Origin of the sequence: Bacillus sp. 3103sda1 (assembly GCF_024159135.1) — a bacterium.
Classification (GTDB): Bacteria; Bacillota; Bacilli; order Bacillales; family Bacillaceae_G; genus Bacillus_A; species Bacillus_A rhizoplanae.
Genome location: NZ_JAMYWS010000001.1, coordinates 2010009 through 2034108, shown reverse-complemented (window position 1 = coordinate 2034108; position 24100 = coordinate 2010009). Strand labels below are relative to the sequence as shown.

At 34.6% G+C, this 24100-nt stretch carries 32 protein-coding genes and 1 pseudogene; 11 read left to right on the top strand and 22 right to left on the bottom strand.

The window, feature by feature from the left end:
- Positions 1–15: 15 nt before the first annotated feature.
- Both prpD and mmgD read right to left on the bottom strand, forming a co-directional pair.
- Positions 16–1452, bottom strand: a complete 1437-nt coding sequence (prpD, locus tag NKR74_RS10175) for a 2-methylcitrate dehydratase (protein ID WP_309247630.1) — start codon at positions 1450–1452, stop codon at positions 16–18.
- 98 nt (positions 1453–1550) lie between these two features.
- Positions 1551–2669, bottom strand: coding sequence for a citrate synthase (mmgD, locus tag NKR74_RS10170; protein WP_098307609.1), 1119 nt, complete (start codon positions 2667–2669; stop codon positions 1551–1553).
- Positions 2670–3450: 781 nt separating this feature from the next.
- Here mmgD and NKR74_RS10165 point away from each other — a divergent pair.
- Positions 3451–3810, top strand: coding sequence for a hypothetical protein (locus NKR74_RS10165; protein ID WP_098307322.1), 360 nt, complete (start codon positions 3451–3453; stop codon positions 3808–3810).
- A gap of 118 nt (positions 3811–3928) precedes the next feature.
- Here the strand turns inward: NKR74_RS10165 and NKR74_RS10160 are convergent, their stop codons facing one another.
- The 3 genes from NKR74_RS10160 to NKR74_RS10150 form a co-directional block, all read right to left on the bottom strand.
- The gene (locus NKR74_RS10160; protein WP_253629450.1) at positions 3929–5653 is read right to left on the bottom strand and encodes a DUF6345 domain-containing protein; all 1725 of its coding nucleotides are present in this window, start codon (positions 5651–5653) and stop codon (positions 3929–3931) included.
- A gap of 615 nt (positions 5654–6268) precedes the next feature.
- Positions 6269–6577: a DUF4870 domain-containing protein gene (locus NKR74_RS10155; protein ID WP_098307320.1), complete on the bottom strand. Its 309-nt coding sequence runs from the start codon at positions 6575–6577 to the stop codon at positions 6269–6271.
- Between the two features lie 138 nt (positions 6578–6715).
- Positions 6716–8032 carry an MFS transporter gene (locus tag NKR74_RS10150; protein WP_253629449.1) on the bottom strand — a complete coding sequence of 439 codons (1317 nt, stop codon included), beginning with the start codon at positions 8030–8032 and terminating at the stop codon, positions 6716–6718.
- 387 nt (positions 8033–8419) lie between these two features.
- Between NKR74_RS10150 and NKR74_RS10145 the strand changes: the two genes are divergently transcribed.
- Positions 8420–9064 (top strand): cupin domain-containing protein, encoded by a 645-nt coding sequence (locus tag NKR74_RS10145; RefSeq protein WP_253629448.1) that lies wholly within the window; start codon positions 8420–8422, stop codon positions 9062–9064.
- 151 nt (positions 9065–9215) lie between these two features.
- Here the strand turns inward: NKR74_RS10145 and NKR74_RS10140 are convergent, their stop codons facing one another.
- The 3 genes from NKR74_RS10140 to NKR74_RS10130 all read right to left on the bottom strand — a co-directional run bounded on the left by NKR74_RS10140 (position 9216) and on the right by NKR74_RS10130 (position 11238).
- The gene (locus NKR74_RS10140; RefSeq protein WP_253629447.1) at positions 9216–10040 is read right to left on the bottom strand and encodes a GH25 family lysozyme; all 825 of its coding nucleotides are present in this window, start codon (positions 10038–10040) and stop codon (positions 9216–9218) included.
- Between the two features lie 543 nt (positions 10041–10583).
- Complete coding sequence (locus tag NKR74_RS10135; RefSeq protein ID WP_098307310.1) at positions 10584–10763, bottom strand: hypothetical protein; 180 nt, start codon at positions 10761–10763, stop codon at positions 10584–10586.
- A 250-nt stretch (positions 10764–11013) separates the two neighbouring features.
- Positions 11014–11238 carry a hypothetical protein gene (locus tag NKR74_RS10130; protein ID WP_253629446.1) on the bottom strand — a complete coding sequence of 75 codons (225 nt, stop codon included), beginning with the start codon at positions 11236–11238 and terminating at the stop codon, positions 11014–11016.
- A gap of 282 nt (positions 11239–11520) precedes the next feature.
- Between NKR74_RS10130 and NKR74_RS10125 the strand changes: the two genes are divergently transcribed.
- Together NKR74_RS10125 and NKR74_RS10120 are read left to right on the top strand one after the other, a co-directional pair.
- Positions 11521–11640, top strand: a complete 120-nt coding sequence (locus NKR74_RS10125; protein WP_253629445.1) for a YjcZ family sporulation protein — start codon at positions 11521–11523, stop codon at positions 11638–11640.
- A gap of 185 nt (positions 11641–11825) precedes the next feature.
- Entirely contained in the window at positions 11826–12041 is a 216-nt protein-coding gene (locus tag NKR74_RS10120) for a spore germination protein (protein ID WP_098307308.1), read from the top strand.
- A 247-nt stretch (positions 12042–12288) separates the two neighbouring features.
- Here the strand turns inward: NKR74_RS10120 and NKR74_RS10115 are convergent, their stop codons facing one another.
- Complete coding sequence (locus tag NKR74_RS10115; protein ID WP_141524982.1) at positions 12289–12534, bottom strand: DUF3947 family protein; 246 nt, start codon at positions 12532–12534, stop codon at positions 12289–12291.
- 128 nt (positions 12535–12662) lie between these two features.
- Complete coding sequence (locus tag NKR74_RS10110; protein ID WP_253629444.1) at positions 12663–13025, bottom strand: hypothetical protein; 363 nt, start codon at positions 13023–13025, stop codon at positions 12663–12665.
- Between the two features lie 102 nt (positions 13026–13127).
- Between NKR74_RS10110 and NKR74_RS10105 the strand changes: the two genes are divergently transcribed.
- Positions 13128–13292, top strand: a complete 165-nt coding sequence (locus tag NKR74_RS10105) for a hypothetical protein (RefSeq protein WP_253629443.1) — start codon at positions 13128–13130, stop codon at positions 13290–13292.
- 269 nt (positions 13293–13561) lie between these two features.
- Here NKR74_RS10105 and NKR74_RS10100 read toward each other — a convergent pair whose 3' ends face one another.
- Entirely contained in the window at positions 13562–13891 is a 330-nt protein-coding gene (locus NKR74_RS10100) for a hypothetical protein (protein WP_253629442.1), read from the bottom strand.
- 9 nt (positions 13892–13900) lie between these two features.
- On the bottom strand, positions 13901–14077 hold the full coding sequence (locus tag NKR74_RS10095; protein WP_253629441.1) for a hypothetical protein: 177 nt from the start codon (positions 14075–14077) through the stop codon (positions 13901–13903).
- A gap of 167 nt (positions 14078–14244) precedes the next feature.
- Here NKR74_RS10095 and NKR74_RS10090 point away from each other — a divergent pair.
- From NKR74_RS10090 to NKR74_RS10080, 3 genes and pseudogenes are all read left to right on the top strand, one after another.
- Positions 14245–14614: pseudogene (locus NKR74_RS10090) on the top strand (tyrosine-type recombinase/integrase).
- Positions 14615–14682: 68 nt separating this feature from the next.
- Positions 14683–14997: a thioredoxin family protein gene (locus tag NKR74_RS10085; RefSeq protein ID WP_253629440.1), complete on the top strand. Its 315-nt coding sequence runs from the start codon at positions 14683–14685 to the stop codon at positions 14995–14997.
- 211 nt (positions 14998–15208) lie between these two features.
- Positions 15209–16090 (top strand): cation diffusion facilitator family transporter, encoded by an 882-nt coding sequence (locus NKR74_RS10080; RefSeq protein ID WP_253629439.1) that lies wholly within the window; start codon positions 15209–15211, stop codon positions 16088–16090.
- Between the two features lie 51 nt (positions 16091–16141).
- Here the strand turns inward: NKR74_RS10080 and NKR74_RS10075 are convergent, their stop codons facing one another.
- The 5 genes from NKR74_RS10075 to NKR74_RS10055 form a co-directional block, all read right to left on the bottom strand.
- Complete coding sequence (locus NKR74_RS10075) at positions 16142–16795, bottom strand: phosphatase PAP2 family protein (protein ID WP_098307298.1); 654 nt, start codon at positions 16793–16795, stop codon at positions 16142–16144.
- A gap of 72 nt (positions 16796–16867) precedes the next feature.
- Positions 16868–17626: a sporulation protein gene (locus tag NKR74_RS10070; RefSeq protein ID WP_253629438.1), complete on the bottom strand. Its 759-nt coding sequence runs from the start codon at positions 17624–17626 to the stop codon at positions 16868–16870.
- Entirely contained in the window at positions 17608–18426 is an 819-nt protein-coding gene (locus NKR74_RS10065) for a serine/threonine protein kinase (protein WP_253629437.1), read from the bottom strand. Before NKR74_RS10065 ends, NKR74_RS10070 begins: the two co-directional genes overlap by 19 nt.
- Positions 18426–18617, bottom strand: coding sequence for a hypothetical protein (locus NKR74_RS10060; RefSeq protein ID WP_098307292.1), 192 nt, complete (start codon positions 18615–18617; stop codon positions 18426–18428). The genes NKR74_RS10065 and NKR74_RS10060 overlap by 1 nt, the downstream gene beginning before the upstream one ends.
- A 234-nt stretch (positions 18618–18851) precedes the next feature.
- The gene (locus NKR74_RS10055; protein ID WP_098307290.1) at positions 18852–19031 is read right to left on the bottom strand and encodes a YozD family protein; all 180 of its coding nucleotides are present in this window, start codon (positions 19029–19031) and stop codon (positions 18852–18854) included.
- A 154-nt stretch (positions 19032–19185) separates the two neighbouring features.
- Between NKR74_RS10055 and NKR74_RS10050 the strand changes: the two genes are divergently transcribed.
- Positions 19186–19341 (top strand): DUF3930 family protein, encoded by a 156-nt coding sequence (locus NKR74_RS10050; protein WP_098307288.1) that lies wholly within the window; start codon positions 19186–19188, stop codon positions 19339–19341.
- A gap of 1 nt (position 19342) precedes the next feature.
- Here NKR74_RS10050 and NKR74_RS10045 read toward each other — a convergent pair whose 3' ends face one another.
- The 3 genes from NKR74_RS10045 to NKR74_RS10040 form a co-directional block, all read right to left on the bottom strand.
- Positions 19343–19915, bottom strand: a complete 573-nt coding sequence (locus NKR74_RS10045; RefSeq protein WP_098307286.1) for a hypothetical protein — start codon at positions 19913–19915, stop codon at positions 19343–19345.
- Positions 19916–19923: 8 nt separating this feature from the next.
- A complete protein-coding gene (locus NKR74_RS23920) occupies positions 19924–20055 on the bottom strand; it encodes a hypothetical protein (RefSeq protein ID WP_301287680.1) in 132 nt (43 codons plus the stop codon).
- A gap of 73 nt (positions 20056–20128) precedes the next feature.
- Positions 20129–20272 (bottom strand): hypothetical protein, encoded by a 144-nt coding sequence (locus NKR74_RS10040; protein WP_176524538.1) that lies wholly within the window; start codon positions 20270–20272, stop codon positions 20129–20131.
- Positions 20273–20820: 548 nt separating this feature from the next.
- Between NKR74_RS10040 and NKR74_RS10035 the strand changes: the two genes are divergently transcribed.
- Positions 20821–20994, top strand: a complete 174-nt coding sequence (locus NKR74_RS10035; RefSeq protein WP_253629436.1) for a hypothetical protein — start codon at positions 20821–20823, stop codon at positions 20992–20994.
- A gap of 308 nt (positions 20995–21302) precedes the next feature.
- Here NKR74_RS10035 and NKR74_RS10030 read toward each other — a convergent pair whose 3' ends face one another.
- Positions 21303–22778: a recombinase family protein gene (locus NKR74_RS10030; RefSeq protein WP_253629435.1), complete on the bottom strand. Its 1476-nt coding sequence runs from the start codon at positions 22776–22778 to the stop codon at positions 21303–21305.
- 635 nt (positions 22779–23413) lie between these two features.
- On the opposite strand from NKR74_RS10030, the gene NKR74_RS10025 reads away from it, so the two are divergent.
- The gene (locus NKR74_RS10025) at positions 23414–23626 is read left to right on the top strand and encodes a DUF6366 family protein (RefSeq protein ID WP_253629434.1); all 213 of its coding nucleotides are present in this window, start codon (positions 23414–23416) and stop codon (positions 23624–23626) included.
- A gap of 216 nt (positions 23627–23842) precedes the next feature.
- Here NKR74_RS10025 and NKR74_RS10020 read toward each other — a convergent pair whose 3' ends face one another.
- Positions 23843–24058, bottom strand: a complete 216-nt coding sequence (locus NKR74_RS10020) for a YozE family protein (protein WP_098307280.1) — start codon at positions 24056–24058, stop codon at positions 23843–23845.
- Positions 24059–24100 lie beyond the last annotated feature (42 nt).

The window sequence follows — 24100 nt, the reverse complement described above, 5'->3', positions numbered from 1 at the left end:
TTATTCCCCCTATACTTAAATTAAGAAAAGATCTACAAATTCATTTACATTCATATTTTCTAATTTTTCTTCATTCAAACAAGCTTCATGAATTTTTTCTTGTTGTTTATTAGAATAATGAACAGCCATATTTGCAGAGAACTTTTGAACAACTTTTGGAATTGCTTCATCTCTACGGAAACGGTGACCTAATGGATATTCACATTCTACGTTTTCTGTTACTGTACCATCTTTAAAATGAATTTGAACAGCGTTGGCGATTGAGCGCTTGTTCGGATCAAGGTAATCTAAACTGTATTGTTTATTTTCAACAACAACCATCTTATTTCGTAATTCATCTACGCGAGGGTCAGAAGCTACTTCATCCTCATAATCATCTGCAACAATGTCACCTTTTAATAAACCGATTGCAGTAATGTATTGCAAGCAATGATCGCGGTCAGCTGGGTTATTTAATGGGCCCTCTTTATCAATAATACGAACTGCTGATTCGTGTGTCGTAATTGTAATACGGTCAATTTCATCTAATCGTTCTTTCACTTCTGGATGTAATTTCACTGCACATTCTGCAGCTGTTTGAGCATGGAATTCTGCTGGATATGATACTTTAAACAATACATTTTCCATTACATAAGAATCTAAACGTCTTGCTAATTTTAGTTCTTGCTTGTTAAACAATACATCTTGGAAGCCCCATCCTGGTGCAGATAATGCTGTTGGGTAACCCATTTCACCTTTTAATGCAGTAAGTGCAAGATGAACACCACGGCTTGTTGCATCCCCAGCTGCCCATGACTTACGTGAACCTGTATTTGGAGCATGACGATATGTACGAAGACTAGAGTTATCAATCCATGCATGAGACAATGCGTTAAAGATTTCTTCACGCGTGCCACCAAGCATTTTAGTAACAACTGCTGTCGTCGCTACTTTTACGTATAACACATGGTCAAGACCAACACGGTTTAAACTATTTTCTAATGCAAGTACACCTTGAATTTCATGTGCTTTAATCATCATTTCAAGTACATCTCTTACTTTTAATGGTTCTTTTCCTTCTGAAATACGAACGCGGCTCACATAATCTGCAACAGCTAAAATACCACCTAAATTATCAGACGGATGTCCCCATTCTGCTGCAAGCCATGTATCGTTATAATCTAACCAGCGAATCATACATCCGATATTAAAAGCACCACGTACTGGATCAAGTACAAATGATGTTCCCGGCACACGTGTACCATTTGGCACAATTGTTCCTGGTACAACTGGTCCTAGTAATTTCGTACACTCTGGATATTGCAGTGCTAAAATTCCACATCCAAGCGTATCAAGTAACACATAGCGCGCTGTACTGAATGCTTCTGAACTTGTAATCTCATCATTTAATACATAATCCGTAATCTCTTCTAAAATTGCATCTTTTTGTTTAATTTCATTTGTTTTAATCACGCTATTCTTCCCTTTCTGTCGAAAATTCGTTATTATTAAGAATGGGTGTCGGTCAAACACCCACATGGCGGGCGGCCTTAACAACTCCCCAGTTGTTTTTATTTGCTAAGCACATGTCGCTCGCCGATATAATTTACACGTGGGCGGAACAATCGATTATTTGTATGTTGCTCAATCACATGCGCACATAAGCCTACCGTTCTTGAACTGAAAAAGATTGGTGTATACAGTTGAATTGGAATACCTAACATCCAATAGACTGGAGCAGCATAATAATCTAAGTTTGGATAGATTCCTTTTTCCTTCTCCATAATCTTTTCTCCAGCTTCACACATTTCATATAATGTATAATCGCCTTTCACATCACATAACTGTTTTAATGCTTCTTTCATCATAAGCGCTCTAGGATCTATCTTTTTCATGTAGACGCGATGTCCAAATCCCATGATTTTTTCTTTGTTATACAGTTTCTTTTGCAGTAATTCTTCAAATTTCTCAACAGTACCCGCTTCTAGCAGCATGTACATTACTGCCTCATTTGCGCCTCCATGTAAATTACCTTTTAAAGAAGCAACTGCTCCGGTTAAGGCACCGTATAAATCTGATTGTGTCGACGCAATTACTCTAGCCGTAAAAGTAGAATTAGGCATCTCATGTTCACTATACAGAACAAGTGATTTATCAAATATTTTTTCTTCTAATTCAGAAGGCTTCTTGCCCGTAAGCATATGGAAGAAGTTCGCACTATAAGATAATTCTTGAATTGGTTCAATCGGTTCTTCATTATTCAAAATTCGATAACTGTTAGCTACTATATTCGGCACTTTACTTAACAATTTATAAGCACGTTTTTTATTCACATCTAATGAGCGATCATCAATTTCATTATCATAACCAGAGAGTGCTGAAATTCCCGTACGTAACCCGTCCATCGGATGCGTTTGTTTTGGCAATGCTTTTAAAACATCAAAAACACCAGTAGGAACTTCATATTCATGCTTTAGTGTTTCTTCTAATGCCGCTTTTTCATCTGAATTAGGAAGTTTCTCCTCTAATAAAAGATGAACAATATCTAAATAACTTTTCGTTTTAGATAACTCAATCAGATCATACCCTTGAATAACGATTTCTCCTTTTTGTGTATCAAGAAAAGAAATCTTCGTCTCTGCTGCAACTACCCCATCAAGTCCTGGAAAAAAATTTTTTTCAGCTCCCATTTTATCTTCCTCCCATCCAAATAGATCTTCATTTACATTTCTGTAAGCCTTTCCAAGATTGCGCAAATATATTTCTCTTATATTCTCTTCTAGTTATTTCATCCGCTAATAAAGAATACTTATAAGCAGCGTACAAGGTTTTCTATGTTTAGATTGTTCATATCTAATAGTTTTAAAAGAGTTGATAAATTAGGAAATGTTCCAAACAAAGAATTTCTCATAAACTTGATAATCTATTACTGAATCATAACAATACAAACAACCACCGAAGAAACTCCTACAATTCGAAGAGACAATGTATCTAGCTTCGCACTTAACACCTCCCCGTGTACTCAAACAGACAAAGGATTTCATCGTTTCCAAATATATTTTCTGCTCATTGTTAGGTTTAAAGAATTCCTTTTGAAAAAGATAAAATCAACATCATATCTTCACCTGTTTTACACTTACTTTCTATTCAAATATATCAGACTTTTTTAAAAATTACAATTTGTTTTATTTTCTGACACAATAATTGCATTTGCATCTAACTTTTTGGAAATAGTGAAAAGAAGCATTTACCAGCAGAAATCATTCACCTTCCACACCATCATTTACAACTAAAAAAAGGATAGCAACACGCTATCCTTTTTACTTGTATCTTCTACTTTAACCATGAACCAACAATATACAAATGTTGATTTTTTTAGTTTTACATAAAGTTATTATCTTTTATATTAGCATTTTTGATAACAAAATTTACATTCCGTAGTATATAATTAAAAGTAAAGGATGGGAGAAAATGAGGACATATACTTTTACTTTACTAATAATAATTTTATTTTGCTTAACTTCATGTAGTCCGCTTAGCAATAATAAGGAATACTCTGATGTAAAGACAATGAAGATAAATAATAGAGAAGTACCATTTAATCAAAAAATTATCAATATTATCAACCAGAGAGAGACTGATAACGTGAAATATGCTATGGTTGGGAATATTGAACCCAATTATACCATTCATGTCAAAAATGACACATATAAAATTTTTGACCTAGATAACGAAATTGTACTTGTAATAGCTAAAATAAAAGAGAAAGACAATAGGTATACTATTACAAAAAATAATTACAAGAAACTAGTAAAATTAATCAACACATAACAAGACCTCTTAAAGAAGTGATAACTTATTCTTTAAGAGGTCTTGTTATAGAGGATCACTATAGCATTTCTGGAAAATCGTACAGCCTTCCCAGATTGGTGTTGTGACCCCTATAGGTTTATTCTTTTTCTACAATTTGGTTAAAATCTTGCGTCTGGTTGTTTAATTCTTTTAAATACTTTTGCTTGTATTCATATGATTTTGCCTCGGCTGGGATATTGTATAGCTCGTCTTTTACTGTAGTTTCTTCAAATGATGGATTAATGTACTCACCAGTAAGGGCATTCACGTAAACAGCATTTGTATTATCAATATTTAATTTATACGCCGGGACTAAATCGGAATCTAGGGCGCCCATTGTAGCAGAATAAAACACTAGTTCTGCACTATTTACATTCAACTCTTCCGTTGCAATTGTACCTCCAGTTTTCAAATGCCTTGGTGCTTCTGTACGAAATTTTCCGATTGCGTTTCCCAGCTTCTGGATAGATCCTTCTTTAACCCTTGTTTTATTAGTAACTTCTTTTACATTCCGTTTATAAAAGTTAACACCATCTGCATCATACCCTACAACGATGGCTTCTGCTCCCGGTCCATCAATATAAGAACCATTGAGTTTTTGAACAAATGTAACTGTATACCCCGTTACAATTTGAAAGCCTTCAGGAGTTTCTTCTGCCATAGGAAGAACTTGTTTAAGAACAAGGTCGTTTCGGTTTCCTCCATTTTTAGAAATAAAATTGTTAATTTCTTTTATGACCTCTTCTGGTTCCTTACTAATCGGCTTGAATTGTATATCACGACTAAATACAAAGGAGTTATTATCGTATAACTCTACTGTTCCTTGTTCACTACTCAAGACATCTAGTTTCTTTACTGCTTTCTTAGTTGTTTTATAATTATCACCTAGTAGATTATGCAGAATTTCTTTCTCGTTTATCTCTTCAGGTTTAACCTTAAATTTATATTTATAATTTTGTTCCAAAGCCTTTAGTTCTTCCTGTGTAGTATCCACGTGTAGAGAATTTCCGGATTTCAAATAACCGCTAATGTCTGTAGAGCTGTAGCCGCTGGTAGTACCTTTCCAACGATATACATCTGATGTCCCCATAATATCAGATGTTGCACCAGTTTTGATTCCATGCACGAAATCACCTTTATTATTATTGTGACCAATAATAGCCCAGTCATATTCTGAATACATTCGATTTGCATTCATCCATGCTGAAAACATAGTTGTTGCTGTATATCCACCTGTGCCAAATGAACGATCTATGAAGTTATCAATAATAGAACTATCTACTCCATCACTAGAAACATTATGATATGTAAAAATATGATGAAGGCCGTTTGTTAATTGTCTTCCCCAGTTAGTCTGATTAGCAACACTACACGCGGCAAATATCATCCACTCTGCATCTTCATTTTCATAATCTGTGTATCCTTTAATATCACCACCAACTCGATTATAATTTGCTACAAGATTGTATTCATAACCTGTTGCATTTGGGTTTGTCCCTTCGCTAAGTACCAATTGCCCAGTAGAATTACCATGTCCTGTAAAATAGAGTATATCTGATTGGTTTCCGAAATTTGTAAAATCAGTGTGATACACTGCTCTATCATACCATTCAGCTGTCATAGACCAACCAAGGGAACTCATTCGAGATTTAAATTTATATGCATCTCCATTATTTAAATCTGCATTCGTTCCATAATAATCGCCAACTCCTAATACGGTAAATTCGTTCGCTGCTTCAGCTGAAAGCGGGACTAAATTAAGACTAATCGCTCCGGTCATAATTACTGCTAATACTTTTTTGCTCCAACCTTTCCTACGCATTATTCTTTCCTCCATAATATATTTTTAGTTTTATCGATTGGCTAAAGAATTTTTAAACCTTATTTTATATAAGTATAAAATATCTCCATATAGATATACTGCAGCTTCAAGATAGAGTTTGTTGAAAAATACGCTCAAACAGTTGGAAATACGTTAAATTGTAAAACATTTTTTAAATTGCTAAAAATATATGTTTATCTCAGGTAAAAAACAATGATTGTTATAAACGATTCAACTTTATCTTAAGGACACAGATAAAAAGATGACTTGCCATTTTTATATAGATAATCTCGATAAAACTAAAATGATTATATTCTAAAAATTCAGAATAAATAATGGTTTTGGAAAAATTTTCTTATTCCCTCATTTCACTAGTGTCTCGTAAAGTGAGACAGAAAATTTAATTTGTTTCTTTTGTGATTCAGAATCAAAAAAGTAAACACTTCAATATGCAGTTTACATCACAAGAACCAATTCCCTCCACATAACCGCCCGTAGCATTATCTGTATATTGCCATAACGAGGTAACCATACGAAATCAGCTTTCACAAGATGATTTTCAAAAAAAAAAGATAGCATCATGCTATCCTTTTCACACTTTTATACTTGTAAATTCTACTTCAACCATGACCCAACAATCGGATATTGAAAAGGTCGACCTTTTATCGCACGAACGATACCGACGATTGGAGTAATTAAAGCAATTAACCCAAAAATAATTAAGAACGGAATTCCAATTAATACCCAAGAAAAAAATACTGAAATAGCAATTAATACACCTATTACAAAATGAAATATGACTGCTTGTAATGATAAACTTTTAATTTCTCGATCTGAACTAACAAGAAATATAATAAACGGAACTAATACAGGTGCAAACCAAGTACTAGCATGAATGAATATTTTCAGTCCTTTATTCTCCATTTAAAAATTACTCCTTTTCATTCGCATTTTCTTTATTATGTAATATTTTACATTTTATTCTATAATATGTGAATGAATCCTGAGACTGATTTATATTCATTCAAAAGTTGGATAATTTACTCTGACTTTAAACCGATATTAGCTTCTATTAGCCCTCTTTTGATTACCACGAGACCAGACAATGACTGGGATAAGCAGTAATGAAAGGATACCTCCGGCAAATGAAAGTGTTGCGTAACTGGAATGAGCTACGACCATGCCCGATAGTGCTCCCCCTGATGCCCCCGCCAAAGCAATCAAGACATCAACAGATCCTTGCGTCTTTGCGCGATTGGACGGAGTAGTTGCATCCACGATGAGCGCAGTGCCGCTAATCAAGCCAAAGTTCCAACCAAGCCCAAGCAAAGCGAGCGCGATGATGAGTACTAACATGGAATCAGCAGGTGCAACAGCTGCCAAAACACCGGCAGCAAGTAGAGTGGCACCAGAAGCGATTGCCATTGCAGTACGTCCAATCTTATCTACGAGGATACCAGTCATAAGAGATGGTAAGTACATTGCACCTATATGAAAACCAATTACCAGTCCTACCTCTTTCAAACTATGTCCATGATGTCCCATATGTACAGGTGTCATTGTCATAATTGAAACCATGACAATTTGTGTTAAGACCATGATTGTGGCACCAACAACGATTCCTCGTTTTTTTATTGCTAATTTACTTGATTTTTCATCTGAAAGATTACTCCCGTCCGTTCTCTGCACATCTGCAATTGCTTTCGCAACAACGAGAGGGTCTGGGCGAAGTAGAGCTAGAAGTACCAAACCGGCAAGGATATAGGCTGCAGCTGCTAGAATGAACGGACCGGCTAGAGCAGGAACTTTAATCATTATTGCGAATCGACCCATTACATCAACCAAATTTGGCCCTGCGACAGCACCTAAAGTGGTTGACACCATTGCAATGCTGATTGCTGTTGCTCGCTGTGTAGAATTTGCTAGGTCTGTACCTGCATAGCGTGCTTGTAAATTTGTAGCAGTTCCAGCACCATAGATTAGTAGTGAAGCAAAAAGAAGTACAAGATTATTAGTTAATGCTGAAATCACCACTCCGATTGCGCCGATACCGCCAGTCAAAAATCCTGTCGCGAGTCCGAAACGTCGTCCAAAACGCTGAGAGAGTCGCCCTACAAGTAGCGCTGCCCCAGCAGAACCCAAAGTGAACAACGCAGCCGGAACCCCTGCAAAACTATCTGTACCTAGCATGTCTTGTGCAAGGAGTGCACCGACGGTTACGCCCGCTGCAAGTCCTGCACCACCGAAAATTTGTGAAATGACAACTATAATCAACGTCCGTTGATATAACTGTCGTTGTTTTTTTGGAGAATCAATGTAACTTTGTAACCAAGCCGGTTGATTTTCTAAAGCTTTTGAATCATCAACTTTCTGCAGCATCACTTAGGCCACCTTTCCTAGGAACTGACTTTGCAAATTGTATAAGCCAATTGTTAAAGTCTTCTTTCCGATAAGGTATCAATACTAATCTCTCAGTTTCAGAACACAAGCTAAATTGTCTCAAATTAATTCTCCTAACCTCACATTTTTTACACTTATTTATTGAACAGAAAATTCCAATAATAACAATTTACCATATTACTTCAATACCCACTAATATTCATTTCACTTTAATCAATTTTTCTGCTATTTTATTTCTCCTTTATATTTATAATTCTAAAAAAAACGATCCAATTTTGTTCCTTGTTTTAAATTTAAGGTTACACAGACTGCTGCACATATTCCATATACCTAGACATATTTCAAAACAGAAAAGCAGGAAAAGTGATGACTTCTTATATAAATTACACCTCTCCTTCTATCCAATTCGCTCAAGATGTAAGTAAAAGTAATTTTTTCACAAAGGATGCGCAAAATTATATAAACGTGTTAGGGATTAAACAATTAAATACATTAGATAATACATCTTTACTAGACATTTTTTTAAGCGCGGATAATGTTGTAGAGCCTCATGTACACCAAAATGCCGCTGAACTAGTTTATTGTATTTCTAGTGCAGCTATCGTTTCCTTACTTAACCCATTTACGAATCAAATTCTTAATTTCCCTATAAAGCCAGGTCAAGTTACTAATGTACCGCAAGGTTGGTGGCATTATGAAATTGCCACTGTAGACAATACACATTTATTAGCCATTTTTAATGCTCCTACTCCAGAAGCTATTTTTGGATCAGATATTTTAAGATTAACTCCATCCAACGTAATGGCCCATACTTATTGTCTTGATGAACAACAATGGAAGCAAGCAGTAGCTCCTATTCAATCTACTACTGTAATTGGTCCTCCAAAAGACTGTAATCAAAGTCAACATCGAAATACAATTCATCATATACCTAACCAAAATCAAACACATCCCCAACATCCATCATATTATTATCAATCACAAATTCCATATCAATATTGGGGATATTGATATGACAAACTACCTTTAAATTCCATTTTCGATGTATACTTTTGCAAACACACCATACTTAACTGTTAGTTGTCCAATTTCTTTATAGTTTTTATAAGCACAATAATAATGTAAGTAAAAAAAGCTGACTCTCATGAGCCAGCTTTTCTCATTACATTTCTGAAATCCACATTCCATACCCCGGATACACTGCATTCAACTTCGCGAATGTCTCATCGCACCATGTTTTTGAATTAAAATCACCAACTGCAATGCGGTGATTTCCATCATCTAGACACTGTACCCAAACACCATATCCTGGTAATATTTCTTTAATTTTTCTCAATACATCTGCAGTCCACTCAACAGAATCGAAATCCCCTACATAAATACGATAGGACTCTGTGCCTATAAAACATTCTAACGGCTTGTCCCCTGTTAATAGGTTCACATCAACTTTCCCAATCCCTTCAACATAACCATTATCACTGTATTGCCACAAGTCACACGCATAATCAGGTTTTACTTGTGGTGTTCCGTCATTTGTTCCATAACGAGGTAACCATATGAAATCTGCATTCACATTTTGTAATCCGTAAGATCCGTACATATAGTGCGATACATATAACCCTACCTTCCATCCAGCCTCCTTACATGTATCAATAAAGGTCTGCGACGCTTCTGCTAGATTAGCAGCTCCGCAGCTTGTTAAAGTATCATTCTCAACATCTAGAACTAGAAATTTAGCATTTAGGCTTACTCGGTTCATAAAATCTTTCGCCTCTACAATAGCATCTGCCACAGATACATAGCATCCGTAAGCATAAGCTGCATGGGGAATACCTCGTGCTTCTAAATGTTCCACATGGTCTGTATATATCTCGTCTATTTTTCGGGAACCATACTGCACACGGCAGATTGCTAAATCAATGTGCTGGGCAGCTATATCCCAATTTATATTTTCATTCCATTTTGAAATATCTATGATATATCCCATGATTTATTTTCTCCTTTTACATTATTGTATTCGATAGCTTGTCTCATAATCTGTATGAACACTTAAAATAACAGCAAGTCCTTCCAGTTTTATCACTATCTCAGTATATCCCGCTTAATTTTGTTCTTCTTTTTTCATCAGGACACATCATACTTTGTAAGTTGTTCCATTCAATATATTTCTCCTCCTTTCACACTACTTTTCTACTTCAATTGCAGTTCTTTATATATATAAAACGCCACGCTATAATTTGGTAAAACAATTTTGCTGTTCTATATCCCTCAATGTAATATCATATTAGAGGTAAATATTATGCAGAGTTTAAAATCTTTAAAACGAGATATAATTCTCTTTTTCCTTTGTTTGTTTTTAATGCAGTTCTATTCATTTCAAAGATTATTATAGACAATGACCTAAGCTGGATACGCGCACTATTAACATTAGCATGCCTTTACGTTTAGTTATCTAGTGCAATAAATATTAAAAGTAAGAATTACAAGACAAAATAAAAAAGCACCCGTTATGGATGCCTTTTTAATTTCGTCACTTATATATATTAAGTATTACTGTAAAACGATGATTTCCATGAGGTACAACTTGATGAATCTCAACGTATTGCGCTTCAGACTCTCGACGAGTATCCTCATTCAACTTCAATAAAGCCTTAGTCAATGTTTCTCCTTCATGAAGTTTTAACTCATCATAACCTTGTTGTTTAATCATCCATCCCACTCCTTTCATTAATTTAATTTGCATTTCGACTAAAAGAAATATTCATCAAAACGAAAGGAAATGTTGCAAGTCATTCCGAGATGGTGGTTTTACATCTTTTAAACATCGCATTGATGTAACTATGCTTAATGAGATGTAAAACAGTATGACGAATGCGATTATTTTCACACTCGCCACACTAGAATATGTCTTAATTTGTTTTAATTAACTTCAATAATTCAAGTAAGGGAATCTTACCACCTTAATCGCGGGTTCCTACCGCCCATGCCCGTTCAATTTGTTTAAATTTAATCTCATGAATTTGATCATCTTTCATTTTTGGAAAAAGAACAGCGTATCCTGCTGCATTCCGTTCCTGTCTATTCTGCATCTGAACTCGTAGCGCTTTGTAGTTTTTCAATTCCTTTACTACTAACCTACGCATCTCTCTTTCATCGATGTCCTCGAAAAATGACATTTGTTCCATACGATACGCTTCCCCTCCTGCATAACATCTCTCCATCTGCACATAGTACAAACAGGCGACTCCGTATTTGCAGCTATTGCCACTTTTCCATTGAGAGCAGTTAGCTTTTGCTAGCTGCTCTTTTCAATGTAACTTCTTCAAATTGTAATTAGAGCTGCTAAATTAGCTTTCTTTACATACATGCACTCTTTAGATCCACGTCACATAATGTAATGTAAATCCGCTGGAATATCTATAACAACCCCTCATAGTTTTTTTCCTCACCAAAGGAGGAATAGATCCATGGGTTTTGGAGCTGGTTGTGGTGGCTTCGGCGGCGGCTTCGCCTTACTGATTGTGTTATTTATCTTATTAATCATAATCGGTTGTAGTTGTTTTGGAGGCGGTGGATTTGGCTGCTGATGCTAAGAGAAGGCACTCAATTCGAGTGTCTTTATTTATTTGTCCAGTACTTTCCCCTTACTTCACTACAAAATGAAATTTTTGTTTTAATCCCTTCGCAATTCCATGAATAAATTACAGTCGAACCCTTTCGAAGAATGAATCATATAGTGATTTAAGCAATCCCTGATAAAGTAGGTGAAAATATGCCGTCTGTTGTTGGGAACTTAGTCGTTCAAAATAGTAACGGTTCTTTTAACTTAGGAGACTTCTATAATGTATCTCCGAAAGAAAATACGAAAGCTTATAACGGATCCGGTTCATCTAACGTTGCTTTTGTTCTTAATACCTTTAACGGTATAAGCGGTACGAATACATTTGATTCAGATGTAGCTGATCAAAATCAAATTGGAACAGCCTAAAATTATTTATCCTTTTCTCTCCACTGCAAAATATTTCAAATCCCTTTTATACTACAGCTAGTTTCAGCTAATTTTAGCGAAGCGACCCCATATTTCTTTTGTAGAGCAGTTAGCTTTTGCTAGCTACTCTTTTTATTGAACTTGTACCACTTTCGTTTTCCTTCATTGCGATAATCCTCAAACGGATCAAATTTTACTGACATGAATAAGTTTCCATTAAACAGCTATTATTTTTTATTATTATTTACTATAAATTGTATTCAGTTCCATACGGAATCGTTGAAAAAGATATTCCATATTGTGTAATATGCATTGGGTAATAATATTGCAATGGATAATAAGGTTGCATACTTTGTTGCATTTGTTGCGCCTGTTGCTGTGCTTGTAATGTTTGTTGAACAGCTTGAATTGTACTTTGCGCTCCACTAGACGTTACACTAGCACCATACCCAGCAGGAATTCTCATTTGGTTGTTAAGATAAGGATAAAACATTATTATTCAACTCACTTTCGTATAAGTGACTACAAAATATGTTATGAAGATTAATTTTGGAAAGTGTTAAGTAAAACGAATTATCTAATTCGTTACCTCCCTACCAAATAACGCTTTTGTTATAAAACTTAACACTCGTATCCAATAACAAGAGCTGTCGTTCCTGTAATTGGTTTGATTATTGTTCCCGAATAATTATCTTCGCAATATCCCGTAGTTTGGTGAATATAAATATTATCTTGTTTTTCATATATTGAACCATCAGACAGCTTTGCAATTTGGTCAATCCATTCTTGAAATACTGTCAAACCTGTTTCTGCATTGCTGCTATGTTCGTTTACATGTTCAGCAAATCCCTCAGCAAACTTCCTTTTGTATTTGACCTTAATTTCTTCATCATAATTATTTGGATTATTGTTAAAAGCGATTACTAACATATCAATCGGTAGTTTAATTACCACATTATTACCGCTAACCTTTGCATATTTCATTTCCCGTTCTCCCTTTCTCCCAAATAAGGATTTTGTTGGAACCTTACATATATTTCTTTTTCGTTATATAATAAAAATATTAATATTCTAGGAGTGTTAAAAATGTCAGAAGCCATAGTAATTTGTATATATATCGCTTGTGGGATAAGTGCTGCATTCGGTTTAATAAAAGAATTTAAAAAAGAAAAGAAAAAGTATTCTTTAATTTTATTTGAATTTCTAATTTTAATAGCAGCTACATTTATCCTAGCTGATATCTTGATCTAAACTACATAACTTAGGTACTGGAGCAGTTAACCTTCGCTATCTGCTCCTTTGACTAAAATAACGCTTTTGTTTAGTTTTAGCTTTCAGAATCAATCTGAATTCCGTCTTCTTTTTCGATTTCTTCCCATAGTTCCTCAAGTGTCATATCATCAAGAGATTTCTTTTTCATTTCTTTCATTCTCCTTTTATATAAAATTCAAAATTAGTACTACTTCGCCCCCCCGATTCCACGTCTTTGTCGTTCCCACCCAAAGACCTTCCTTCTGCCATTACCGCTTTAATTTCGAAACATACGAGCCGCTACGGTCAAACATAATGCTAATCTCTATATCTGGAATGCCTTGCTCATTCAACTTCCGAACAAATTCCGGCGTCAATCCTGCTGGCGTATTCTTCTTTAGGCCACGTCGATTTCTCTCTCCAGAATCAAAATACCGCCCCAACTGGAGTAATTCCACGCCAGTTGGGCAAGTAGGACAAACAGTGACATTAAAACTTTCTTCAGATGATTTGTTATATACGCATCGTCTACATTTCTGCTCAATAATGTCTCCAATTTCGTATGTGAGTTTTGTACGTTCCTCTTTTGTCAGTTTCATGATGGTCACCTACAAGACAGCTTCGAGAGCCATCCCTAATGCTTGTGACTTACCTTGAAATTCAAGACGGATTGAGCACTCATTTTCCAGTTCGGTATGTGATATTTGAATCAGCTCGTGTAACTTCTTGATTTCCGCCCGCTGTTCAAAATCTGTTTCAGTGATGGCGTTAAACTCATTTTTCAAGGAATTGTAATCTTCCTCGAGATCACGGAATTGCTTCTGATAAAATTCTGTATATTCTTCTACCTACAGACGAAGTTTTGTTTCTGCAACCAACTCTTTCTCATGTTATAAAAGAATTTCATGAACCTAAGACTTCTTCCGGAAAACGATTAATTGTTCTTCCTGAAATTACATTACATGCTCTAGAAGAACAACTTGGCCGAATTAATACGGACAAAGAACGCTATAGTAGTGGAATATAATGACTTCGAATTAATCTGTTTCACATCTAACAAGCATCCCTGCAATTTCAAAAGTTTGACACATTTGTAGAAAAAGCTTATAAAGAAAAGTGAAGTCCCTGATATTCGCTTCAATAATCTTCGGCACACTCACATAACATTCATGCCAAAACAAGGTATTCATCCGAAGATTGTCAGTGAGCGATTAGGACATAAAAGAATAGGCATCACATTGGATACCTACTCTCACGTTGTACCAGGTATTCAAGAAAAAGCTGTAGAAGATTTTGCAAACAATCTATTTCAAAAACACTAATGTTTGCAAATACGAGTTTTGCATAAAAATACTAGCAAATTCGTCTTACATTGAAAGGAGTCAAAAACATGAAAGAAATCAAGTCTGAACGAGAGTTTCGCGATCTTATCGCAAAGGAAAATCCAGTAGTGGTTAAATTCTTTACAACATGGTGCCCAGATTGTGTACGTATGGATAACTTTATCGATGATGTAATGGAAGAGTTCAATAAATTTGAATGGTATTCCATTAATAAAGATGAGTTCCCAAGTATCGCTGAGGAATATCAAGTAATGGGAATCCCAAGTTTATTAGTGTATCAAAACGGTGAAAAACTTGGACATTTACATAGTGCAAATGCAAAGACAGAAGAGCAAGTTACTGAGTTTTTAGAAGTATATTAAAATGGTATAAATAGCATACAAAAAGCGCTTAGGTATATCTAAGCGCTTTTTTTTGTCTTTTTTATGAGCGAACTTTTTTTGCCCTTACGAAACAATGTTCTCTCTTCCTCAAAAAGCTAAAAGTACACAACAATGTTTGTATAGACCCACACGACTTTCATTTGATACGCTTATACATAGAGAATCTTTGAAAGAAAGGTGAGTGAGAAACATGGAGTCACTTTCTAACAAAGCTGCTGATAAAGGGGCAATACTAAGCATTGCTGCATATATTTTTTTGTCAACCATTAAAATTGTAATAAGCTACATAGCTGTTTCTAGCGCACTACGTGCAGATGGTCTTAATAATTTGACCGATATTGGAGCATCACTAGCTGTTTTAATTGGATTAAAAATTTCTCGAAAGCCTCGCGATCTTGATCACCCATATGGTCATTCACGAGCTGAACAAATCGCTTCACTCGTCGCGTCATTTATCATGATGACTGTCGGATTAGAAGTTATTGTGAATGCTGTTCAATCCTTTTTCAAAGAAGAACAAACGACACCCAATTTATTTGCAGCTTGGGTTGCTTTATTTTGTGCCGCTGTTATGTATAGCGTATACATATATAATCGCAAAATTGCAAAGGAAACAAAAAGTAAAGCTCTAGAAGCTGCAGCGAAAGATAATTTATCTGATGTTCTCGTAAGTCTTGGGACAGTTGTTGGTATTTTGGGGTCACAGTTTCAAATGCCTCTTCTTGATCCAATTGCAGCACTTCTCGTTGGTATGATTATTTGTAAAACTGCATGGGACATCTTTAAAGAAGCATCACATATGCTAACAGATGGTATTGACCCGGACAATATGGAAAAATACATTGAAACAGTAAAAACAATTGCAGGCGTCGAACACATTGTGGATATTCGAGCGCGAATGTATGGAAATCAAACTTATGTTGATATTACAATTAAAGTAGATGCACACATGGATGTAAGTGACAGTCATCGTATTACCGATGAAATTGAAGAAAAGTTGCAACTCTATCACAATATTTGGTACACACATATTCATGTGGAACCAATGCAAAAAGAACCTATGCTCACATAGGTTCTTTTTGCATAAAGTGAAGCTTTCATCATTACCTCCTGCGATTGCTTACTATCTTGATACAGAAGATTTACTATCCGCTGAGTATGGGATAAATGTTTGATGAAACATGATACACAAAACAAGCCAACTTCCCCCAGCAGCCCAACCTGCTAAAATATCAGACGGATAATGTACCCCTAGATATATACGACTGATAGAAATTGAAAAAATAAGAAAACAGGAAATGAAAATAAGTAATATTTTTTGATGCAATTGTAGACGGTGTTCGGTAATCGTAATATATGCAATAAACCCAAGAAATGTAACAGCATTCATCGAATGTCCGCTCGGAAAACTGTAACCTGTCGCAGTAACAAGTTGTGATATATCAGGCCTTGGTCGTTCATACCATAGTTTTAACATATAGTTCATATAGCGCGAACCGTAAAAATTTATCATTAACAAGATCGCTGTCATATATCGTCTTCGAATCAAGAAATACATAAGCAGAATAAACAATACAGGAAAATATACCTTTTTTGATCCAATATAAGACATCCATATAAAGTAAGAAGTAAGATATTCATTACGAAAGCTTTGTATATAATTACTCACTGCATTATCAAACTGATCAATGAAAGGTGTTTGATAAGAAAAAGACAACTCGATAAAACAAATGAGCAAAACAAATAGTAACGTATATAAATGTCGATATCTCTTCATCTGCATAACCTCACTATATAGAAATGGAGGGGATGTCTTATTTTCCCCCTCCACTTCTTTTTTATGCATGCATTATCGAGAAATATAATTGTTAATTTTTTGCTGCATTGTTGGAATGTCTTCACGCTTCACTGTGAAACGTAAAACTTTTTCGTCCATCTCTAAAGCTTCAGCAAATAATCCAGCAAGGCCTCGTGCTTTTCGATCTACTTCCATCACAATTTCTAGACTATCGTACGAGCGCGGTATGATAAGCATCTCTAATTCATCGAGCTTTCCGTAATATTGTCCAGATACAGGAACAAATTCAAATTCTTGTGCAAATGGTACGTGATCACGCAAACGATATGGAAGTTCTTCACATTCCGCTTGACGAAGACGAAATCCAAGATTTTGGACTGCATCTAACACACTTTTTAACAATATATTTGGAAGTACTTGAATATAATCACGGTCACTCGGGTCAATACTGCGTTTAATATCTAGACCAGTATGCACCCAAACGGTTTTCATACCAAATGTTAACGGTACTTCAATCGGCATTGGAAAAGAAAATGGGATTTCTCGTTTTTCGTTTATTCCAATTGTAATTGGAGTTGTTAAACGAACTTTCTTTAAATCATATGTTGAACTCATTTTTTTATCATCCACTTCACGAATATATGTAGTCGATAACGTTAAATAAATACTATCAATTTCTTGTTCTACCGATCCACCAGTAATATGTACAACCCCTGTAATTTCTTCCCCAATGAGCCACTCCTCTTGTGTTAACATAGTATCAACTTTTGCACTACCAATACCAACACTTGCTAAAAACTTTTGGAACATGTATTCCCCATCCTTTCTATTATACAACGCACATCTTCTATTAGCTCTTGTACACTTTCATAATACGGCTCTTTCATTTGCAGCATCCGCATGATTACATCACAACTATTTACTGATAATGTTAATTCTTTATACCAAGGCTGCTCTTCTTTTGAAGATTCATAACTAGAATACAACAAAAACAAAACAAAATGACCTAAGGCATAAAAATCACTACGATAATGAATTTCACGCATATACGCTTGTTCACCTTTATAAGATTGAGCACGTTCATCATGTTCACCAATAAATCGAGCTAATCCAAAATCAATGATAGATATATCATCATCTCTCATTAAAATGTTAGGAATTCGTAAATCCCGATGAACGATACCTTGACTATGAAAATAGGAAACAATATGAAGCACTTTATATAAAATAAGAAAAGTTTCTTTCTCTGTATACATTTCTCCATCTCGAAAAATAAAATCCTCAAATGTTTTCCCACACATTTCCTCCATCACAAAAAATGGTTCTTTTCTCCATATAAAACTATGAAAGAAACGAGGAATTGCATGGTGCTCTAACTGCTGTAAAATGGCTTGTTCGTATGTGAACGATTCCCTTCCTGATGCATACCTCTGTTTACTTTTTCGAAGCTGTTTTAATACTTTGGTCTCACCAGACAGCATGTCAGTAACAAGATATGTAAAACCATAACTTCCCATACCAAGAGTACTCTTAATTTGGTACCGCTGTGCAACGACAGTATCAATGGACAGCGGTCGATCAAACCATGTCAATATTTTACGAAAAGTCATCAGCTACTAGAGAAAAAACTATGGCTTTTATGTTTTCTTTTATAATGGTGATGTCCATATTCATGAGATGGGCGACGCTTGTGATAATCGCTACTAGAATAAGAACGATGTCTATGATGATAATCACTACTGGAGTAAGAGCGATGCTTATGCTTATTTCCTAGTAAAGAATCAATAATTTTTTTGATCATCTCTTCACCTCTTCAAAAAATTTTCACTTTTATTATACCAAATACAACACGATATAGTTATAGCTGTTTTATAAAGTGAAACTTCCATCAGTGGGGATTTTTTTCATCCCCCACCTATCGTCTTCACTTTTCTCAGAATCTTAAGGTGAGGGTCTTACTGCCCACGAATAGCGGGATAAACACGGACAAGCCATATACGATATAAAAAACGACGAGTCTGTCCCGTCGTTACTTTCATTCATCATCTTCATCAAATATTTCATCAATCATACATTTTTCTAACAAATAATCGAACGCAATATCTGCAAGATCTTCAATTTCTTCGCGCTTTGGTACATACCCTCTCACAATTAATTGCTCATAAAAAAATTCCGCAATTTCTTCCGTATCAATCACGACTTCTATTTCCTTCATGAGCATCACCCCTTTAATTCTGTTTTATGAAAAAAAATAGAAATTATGTATAAGAATAGAAAAACATTTTTCTTTTCATACTAGATATGTAGGTTATATGCAGAGAAACTTTTGCATAGGATGTAGTACAAGCTATATAAGGGAGGAAAACGCAATGAAATATAAAGAAGAAATGACGCATGCAAAAGAAGAGTTCATACATGATGATGAATGGGTGGACAAGCTTATTTCTATATTTATTATATTTTTAACGATTGTAGGCATACCATATACAGCTTATATTCTCTTTCAATTCCTTCTCTCTTTCTAGATTATTTTTTCTCAGATAATTTGATTAAATAGTTACGTACAACTTCCATCACAATCTTATATTCTTCATCTTGAAATGTTTCATATAATGTTCTGTAATCATTAAAAATATCTAATAAACCGTCGATAATTTCTTTTCGATTCGTTTTTATACTTACTTTTTTCGAGTTATTAATAGACTTTAATTTACCTAGATCAAGCTTATTCATTCCCGCCTTATCTTGCTTTAACCTCTTTAAAATTGCATTTGCTGTTTGTGCATTCGCAATAAGCGTCAAATCTGATTCATCCGCTTCTAGCCACTCACCATCAGTAATACGTGATAATTCATAAATCGTGTCTTCCCAAGCATCATTTTTATAACGCCATACTTCCGTCCGGTATCCAACAACACGGAATACATCTTTTTCATAGCCTGTTACTTGAACAAGATCGCCAAATGTAAATTTATAGCGCAGTTCAATCCATTCTAATTCGCCATCTTTCACCTCTTGTTCTGTCACAAGCTGCAGTGTATGTTCTACGTAAAATCCATCGTGATTGTTCACTTCATATACATAAACACCATCTAGCATTTTTATATTTATGATTTTTCTACTTTTATTGGCTCGATTTTTTCTTCGTAAAACTCCTTGAAGATATCCGTATCCTTTAATTTTGAGTAGAGCTCCAGCATCTTCTTTATACCCTCTGAATCAGCAGAATATTCATTCATCTTTACCCGTATCACTCCTTAATATAATTATAAAACATAAAAGAAAACCCGTACACACAGAATATGTACGGGTTCAACTTACTTTCTCATTATCATTTTTATCTTCACTTTTACGTTCTTGTTCATCTTCTAGTTTAATTTCTTGTGCCAATTCAAGGAGAGCTTTTGCTGCTTTACGAGCATCAAATTTTCCAATTTCTTTGTATTTAAAATTCATGATGCTTCTCACCTCTGCCGATATGATATGCGAGACATTTTGTCTGTGTTCTTTGTCCCTATCGGTTTTCTATCGAGAGAATGGAAAATGTAAATCAAGAACTAAAAAACATAAAAAATAAGCCTCTTGTAGGAAGCTTATTTTTAATCTATTGTTTAGTTTTTAAGATCACCTGATTTAATTAAGGCTTTTTCAACTTCATCACCAAAGGTGTTTCTTTAATAAATCATTTTATTTATTTTTTTAAAATGACTAATCATTTGCACTTTTACGGCTTTTTCCTCCTATTTCATCCTTTCAACCAATATAAAATATCTTTTATTCATTTCACTAAATATTATATGACATAATTAACTTCAACTGAGTTTGAGCGGTTTCTTTAATACCGAAGACCCAATGTCTACTAGACATTGAACTCCCCCCACCTACCGCTTCGCGCTTGAGGTTGGTGTCTTCTCACTAGATATGATAAAACGGTATAAGATTTCATAAAACAGAAATAATACCGGTGTATGTAGTAATTATTAAATTAAAGAGGAGAAATGAATATGCCTACTAATAAGTGGAATAATTCCAAAAAAGAGTCAGCATCAAGAAAAAGCCAAAACATTGATGAATTGAATGATACAGAAGAAGTAAGCATGCAAGATAGAGATGGTATTTCAATTTATTGGGGCGACGAATGGAATATAGAAAAAGGTGAAGAGAAAAAGAAGAAGTAATTTTCGAGGGTTATTCGTAAAGAAGAATCCTTTTTACTTCAACAGAGTTTGGATTAATTGGTAACTTTCGGGAATTTCACCTAAGACCGCTTATAAATTGGAATAAACTGTATATGATTAATACTGTGAGAGATAATAAATGAAGTTTTAACCAAAGGGTTCTATCAATTTCAATAGAGCCCTTTACTTATTTTAGACTAAGATAAGTCTTAAAACGTCCTTAATACTCAGTGCTGCACTCTCCACATTATATAATTCAACAGTGAATCTCTAAAGTTTTCTAAGAACCATTCCGAAATCTTATCAATTTATAACCACTCAATTTCTATTGTAGCTGCTTCTCTCGGTCTTGTCGTATCATAATTTGCTTCTGTATTACTACTGAACCATATCTTTTTTATAAATTTCTTCAAAAAAGTATTACATGATTCTGCTTTAAGCTCTTCTAATTTATCTAATTTTTTAATAGCATCTTGCAATCTTTCCTGTTCTTCATCCGTATTAGATAAATTCTCCAGTCTAATATCAATAAGCTCTATTTGTTGCCTAACTTGTTTGATTTGTTCTTCGTTTTCTTCACGCATTTCATAAAACTCAGTTCTCGTAATCTCTCCATCCATCCGCATTTCTTTAAGATTCCGTTGACGTTTATTAAATCTATCTATTTGTTTCTCTAAAGACTCTCTTTGAATTAATAGTTTCTTTTCTATCTCTGTCGTATCAAGAGATTTCAACATTTCCAGCTCTTGTTCAAAAGCTGGTTTCATTTCTTTAACCTTTTGTAATACAAATTTCTCAATTGGATTATATTTGAATCCTCGATCCCTACATTTATTATTATCAACTTTATAGATACATGATTTTATATAATCCACATCATTTCCATCACATTGAATATATCTTTTCCTTTTACAGCAATTACAGTAAATTAAGCCTTGAAGTTTTCTTATAGATTTCGCTTTGTTAAAGAAATTACCAGTCGTATTTTCTGCCAATATCTCCTGCAATTCTAAAAATGTTTGCTTGCTTATAATCGGTTCATGAGCATTTTCAACAAATACTTCATCAACCACCCTACCGTTAACTCGTCTGCACGCTTGAACAACTCCATAATAAACGACGTTTCTTCTGATTTGACTAACATGTGCTGATGTGAGAACTTTACCATTTCTGCTTCTCCATCCGAAAGTATCTAACTGTTTTGCAATTTCGTTAGCACTAACTCGTTCTAATGTCTTTTGAAAGATAAAGCGAATGATTTTAGCTTCATCTTCAACTATCTCTAATCGTTTTTCTTCATTCTTCTTGTATCCCAAAGGAATTTGATTTGACATCGTCCATTTCCCTTGTTCTGCTGCTGCTAATCGTCCTCTTCCCAAACGTTTACGAATTTGTTTATATTCAAAGTTTGCCATCATCGCTTGAAAGGAGAACAGCATTTCATTGCTTTCCTGTGACAAGTCAATTGCACCTTGAGGAGTCAAAATTTTGATGTCATGGAGAATCAACATTTTCTTAATTTCTTCAGCATGAGCGTTATCACGAGAAATTCTGTCTATGTCCATTACAAGGAGAGCGTCATAATCATCTAATCTGCTTAATAGTAAATTCAATTGAGGTCTGTCAGTATTAACTCCGCTTGAAATTTCTTGATAAATGTCGTAAGTTAATTTCTGCTGTTTTGCAAGCTTCGTTAGAGCATTTCTATGGTTAGATAAAATTTCATCTATGTTTAGTTGCTCTTCGTTTCTGGATAAACGTAAATAAATTGCGGCTAATCCCATTTACTTCACCTCTTAGTCTATGTATTGGGAATGATTCCACATTATTAAACGAATAAAAATAGAAAATTAATATTTGTGACTTTACCGACTGTACCATATAACGTAATCACGACTATATCTCCTATATTATATTTGGGCTGCTTTTTTCTCGTCATTTTTCTCTCTCCTTTTAAAGTCGTGATTTTAAGTATGTGACGCTAACAGTATATGCGCCTCACTACGAAAACGCTTATCACATGAGTTTGTATAATTGAATATTTTTTTATAAAGTGAAACTTCCATCAGTGGGGGTTCTCCATCCCCCACTGATGAAAAGCCCTCACCAATCGGGCTTTTACGGGTAGTTATCCTCCACCTATTATTGTTTTATAATAAAGTTTGATTAAAATGACCTCTTCCTTTATCCGTAAAAGATCAGTTTTTATTTTTTGACAAAAGGATGATGTAACATATGTAGGATTTTTAAGAATAAATAGCTCCCTCAAAAAAGAGGCATACATTTCACGAATAATAAAATCGTTTAAAACGATGGTGTTGGATTAGAATTTGAATCCATAAATTCTATTTTCCTATTTATCTGTAAAATAGTGGTATAAATAAGTAAAGTATGAATTGATTTTAGAGGTGATTATTACATGGGTTCAAAAGAAACACCAAAAGAAAAAAGAGAACGCTTAAGACAAAACGAATTAAAAAATAACCCTACAGGTTCTCTTAATGAAGGATTAAAAAGAGAAGAAAATGGTAATTTAGTTGATTTATCTGGTGGTATGGGTTGGAAAGGTACAGGTTTATTAATTTTAGTGTTAGTTTTAGGCTTTATTATATACAATTGCATTTTTCGTTAAAAGGAGAAGGTTCGTTAGAAGTTAGATGATTACTTAATTAAGTAGTATACCCAAAATATAATATTTAAAATTCCTAAAATTCACTTTACTTCCTTTAGGTGGGGGTCTTACTGCCCATTAATGCGGGATAAAAAAAATACACTCCGCTATTGGAGTGTACATAACACAAATTGAAAATGATTAGTGATAAAATGGCCTATGGATAGACATTTCACTCTATCGTTCTTGCATATATAATTCCCATGCACGATCAAAAATGGCCATGCTTTCTAGTGAACCGCTTAATTCCAAATATGAACTAATCTCATCATAATCCTCCGATTGTTTTGGAAAACTATGGTCCTCATACATTGTTTCTGCCAAGTCTGATAGTTCATCTTTCAGTAAAGAAGCACGGTGCTTCATCATATAGTGATAAAATGACTTTTTCAACAATATTCCCTGCCTTTCTAACTTGGCTACATTATACAAGGC

Bases quoted from the DNA above. Each gene is read 5' to 3' on its own strand.
- NKR74_RS10085 (WP_253629440.1), top strand. From the start codon at position 14,683: ATGAAAGAAATCAAGTCTGAACGAGAGTTTCGCGATCTTATCGCAAAG.
- NKR74_RS10155 (WP_098307320.1), bottom strand. From the start codon at position 6,577: ATGGAGAATAAAGGACTGAAAATATTCATTCATGCTAGTACTTGGTTT.
- NKR74_RS10035 (WP_253629436.1), top strand. From the start codon at position 20,821: ATGCCTACTAATAAGTGGAATAATTCCAAAAAAGAGTCAGCATCAAGA.
- NKR74_RS10150 (WP_253629449.1), bottom strand. From the start codon at position 8,032: ATGCTGCAGAAAGTTGATGATTCAAAAGCTTTAGAAAATCAACCGGCT.
- NKR74_RS10130 (WP_253629446.1), bottom strand. From the start codon at position 11,238: ATGGAACAAATGTCATTTTTCGAGGACATCGATGAAAGAGAGATGCGT.
- NKR74_RS10060 (WP_098307292.1), bottom strand. From the start codon at position 18,617: ATGATCAAAAAAATTATTGATTCTTTACTAGGAAATAAGCATAAGCAT.
- NKR74_RS10140 (WP_253629447.1), bottom strand. From the start codon at position 10,040: ATGGGATATATCATAGATATTTCAAAATGGAATGAAAATATAAATTGG.
- NKR74_RS10125 (WP_253629445.1), top strand. From the start codon at position 11,521: ATGGGTTTTGGAGCTGGTTGTGGTGGCTTCGGCGGCGGCTTCGCCTTA.
- NKR74_RS10065 (WP_253629437.1), bottom strand. From the start codon at position 18,426: ATGACTTTTCGTAAAATATTGACATGGTTTGATCGACCGCTGTCCATT.
- NKR74_RS23920 (WP_301287680.1), bottom strand. From the start codon at position 20,055: ATGAATGAATATTCTGCTGATTCAGAGGGTATAAAGAAGATGCTGGAG.
- NKR74_RS10115 (WP_141524982.1), bottom strand. From the start codon at position 12,534: ATGTTTTATCCTTATCTTAACAACCAAATGAGAATTCCTGCTGGGTAT.
- NKR74_RS10160 (WP_253629450.1), bottom strand. From the start codon at position 5,653: ATGCGTAGGAAAGGTTGGAGCAAAAAAGTATTAGCAGTAATTATGACC.
- NKR74_RS10100 (WP_253629442.1), bottom strand. From the start codon at position 13,891: ATGAAACTGACAAAAGAGGAACGTACAAAACTCACATACGAAATTGGA.
- NKR74_RS10040 (WP_176524538.1), bottom strand. From the start codon at position 20,272: ATGAATTTTAAATACAAAGAAATTGGAAAATTTGATGCTCGTAAAGCA.
- NKR74_RS10135 (WP_098307310.1), bottom strand. From the start codon at position 10,763: ATGATTAAACAACAAGGTTATGATGAGTTAAAACTTCATGAAGGAGAA.
- NKR74_RS10080 (WP_253629439.1), top strand. From the start codon at position 15,209: ATGGAGTCACTTTCTAACAAAGCTGCTGATAAAGGGGCAATACTAAGC.
- NKR74_RS10070 (WP_253629438.1), bottom strand. From the start codon at position 17,626: ATGTTCCAAAAGTTTTTAGCAAGTGTTGGTATTGGTAGTGCAAAAGTT.
- NKR74_RS10075 (WP_098307298.1), bottom strand. From the start codon at position 16,795: ATGAAGAGATATCGACATTTATATACGTTACTATTTGTTTTGCTCATT.
- NKR74_RS10105 (WP_253629443.1), top strand. From the start codon at position 13,128: ATGTCAGAAGCCATAGTAATTTGTATATATATCGCTTGTGGGATAAGT.
- NKR74_RS10050 (WP_098307288.1), top strand. From the start codon at position 19,186: ATGAAATATAAAGAAGAAATGACGCATGCAAAAGAAGAGTTCATACAT.
- NKR74_RS10055 (WP_098307290.1), bottom strand. From the start codon at position 19,031: ATGAAGGAAATAGAAGTCGTGATTGATACGGAAGAAATTGCGGAATTT.
- NKR74_RS10025 (WP_253629434.1), top strand. From the start codon at position 23,414: ATGGGTTCAAAAGAAACACCAAAAGAAAAAAGAGAACGCTTAAGACAA.
- NKR74_RS10165 (WP_098307322.1), top strand. From the start codon at position 3,451: ATGAGGACATATACTTTTACTTTACTAATAATAATTTTATTTTGCTTA.
- mmgD (WP_098307609.1), bottom strand. From the start codon at position 2,669: ATGGGAGCTGAAAAAAATTTTTTTCCAGGACTTGATGGGGTAGTTGCA.
- NKR74_RS10030 (WP_253629435.1), bottom strand. From the start codon at position 22,778: ATGGGATTAGCCGCAATTTATTTACGTTTATCCAGAAACGAAGAGCAA.
- NKR74_RS10120 (WP_098307308.1), top strand. From the start codon at position 11,826: ATGCCGTCTGTTGTTGGGAACTTAGTCGTTCAAAATAGTAACGGTTCT.
- NKR74_RS10045 (WP_098307286.1), bottom strand. From the start codon at position 19,915: ATGCTAGATGGTGTTTATGTATATGAAGTGAACAATCACGATGGATTT.
- NKR74_RS10145 (WP_253629448.1), top strand. From the start codon at position 8,420: ATGACTTCTTATATAAATTACACCTCTCCTTCTATCCAATTCGCTCAA.
- NKR74_RS10110 (WP_253629444.1), bottom strand. From the start codon at position 13,025: ATGAAATATGCAAAGGTTAGCGGTAATAATGTGGTAATTAAACTACCG.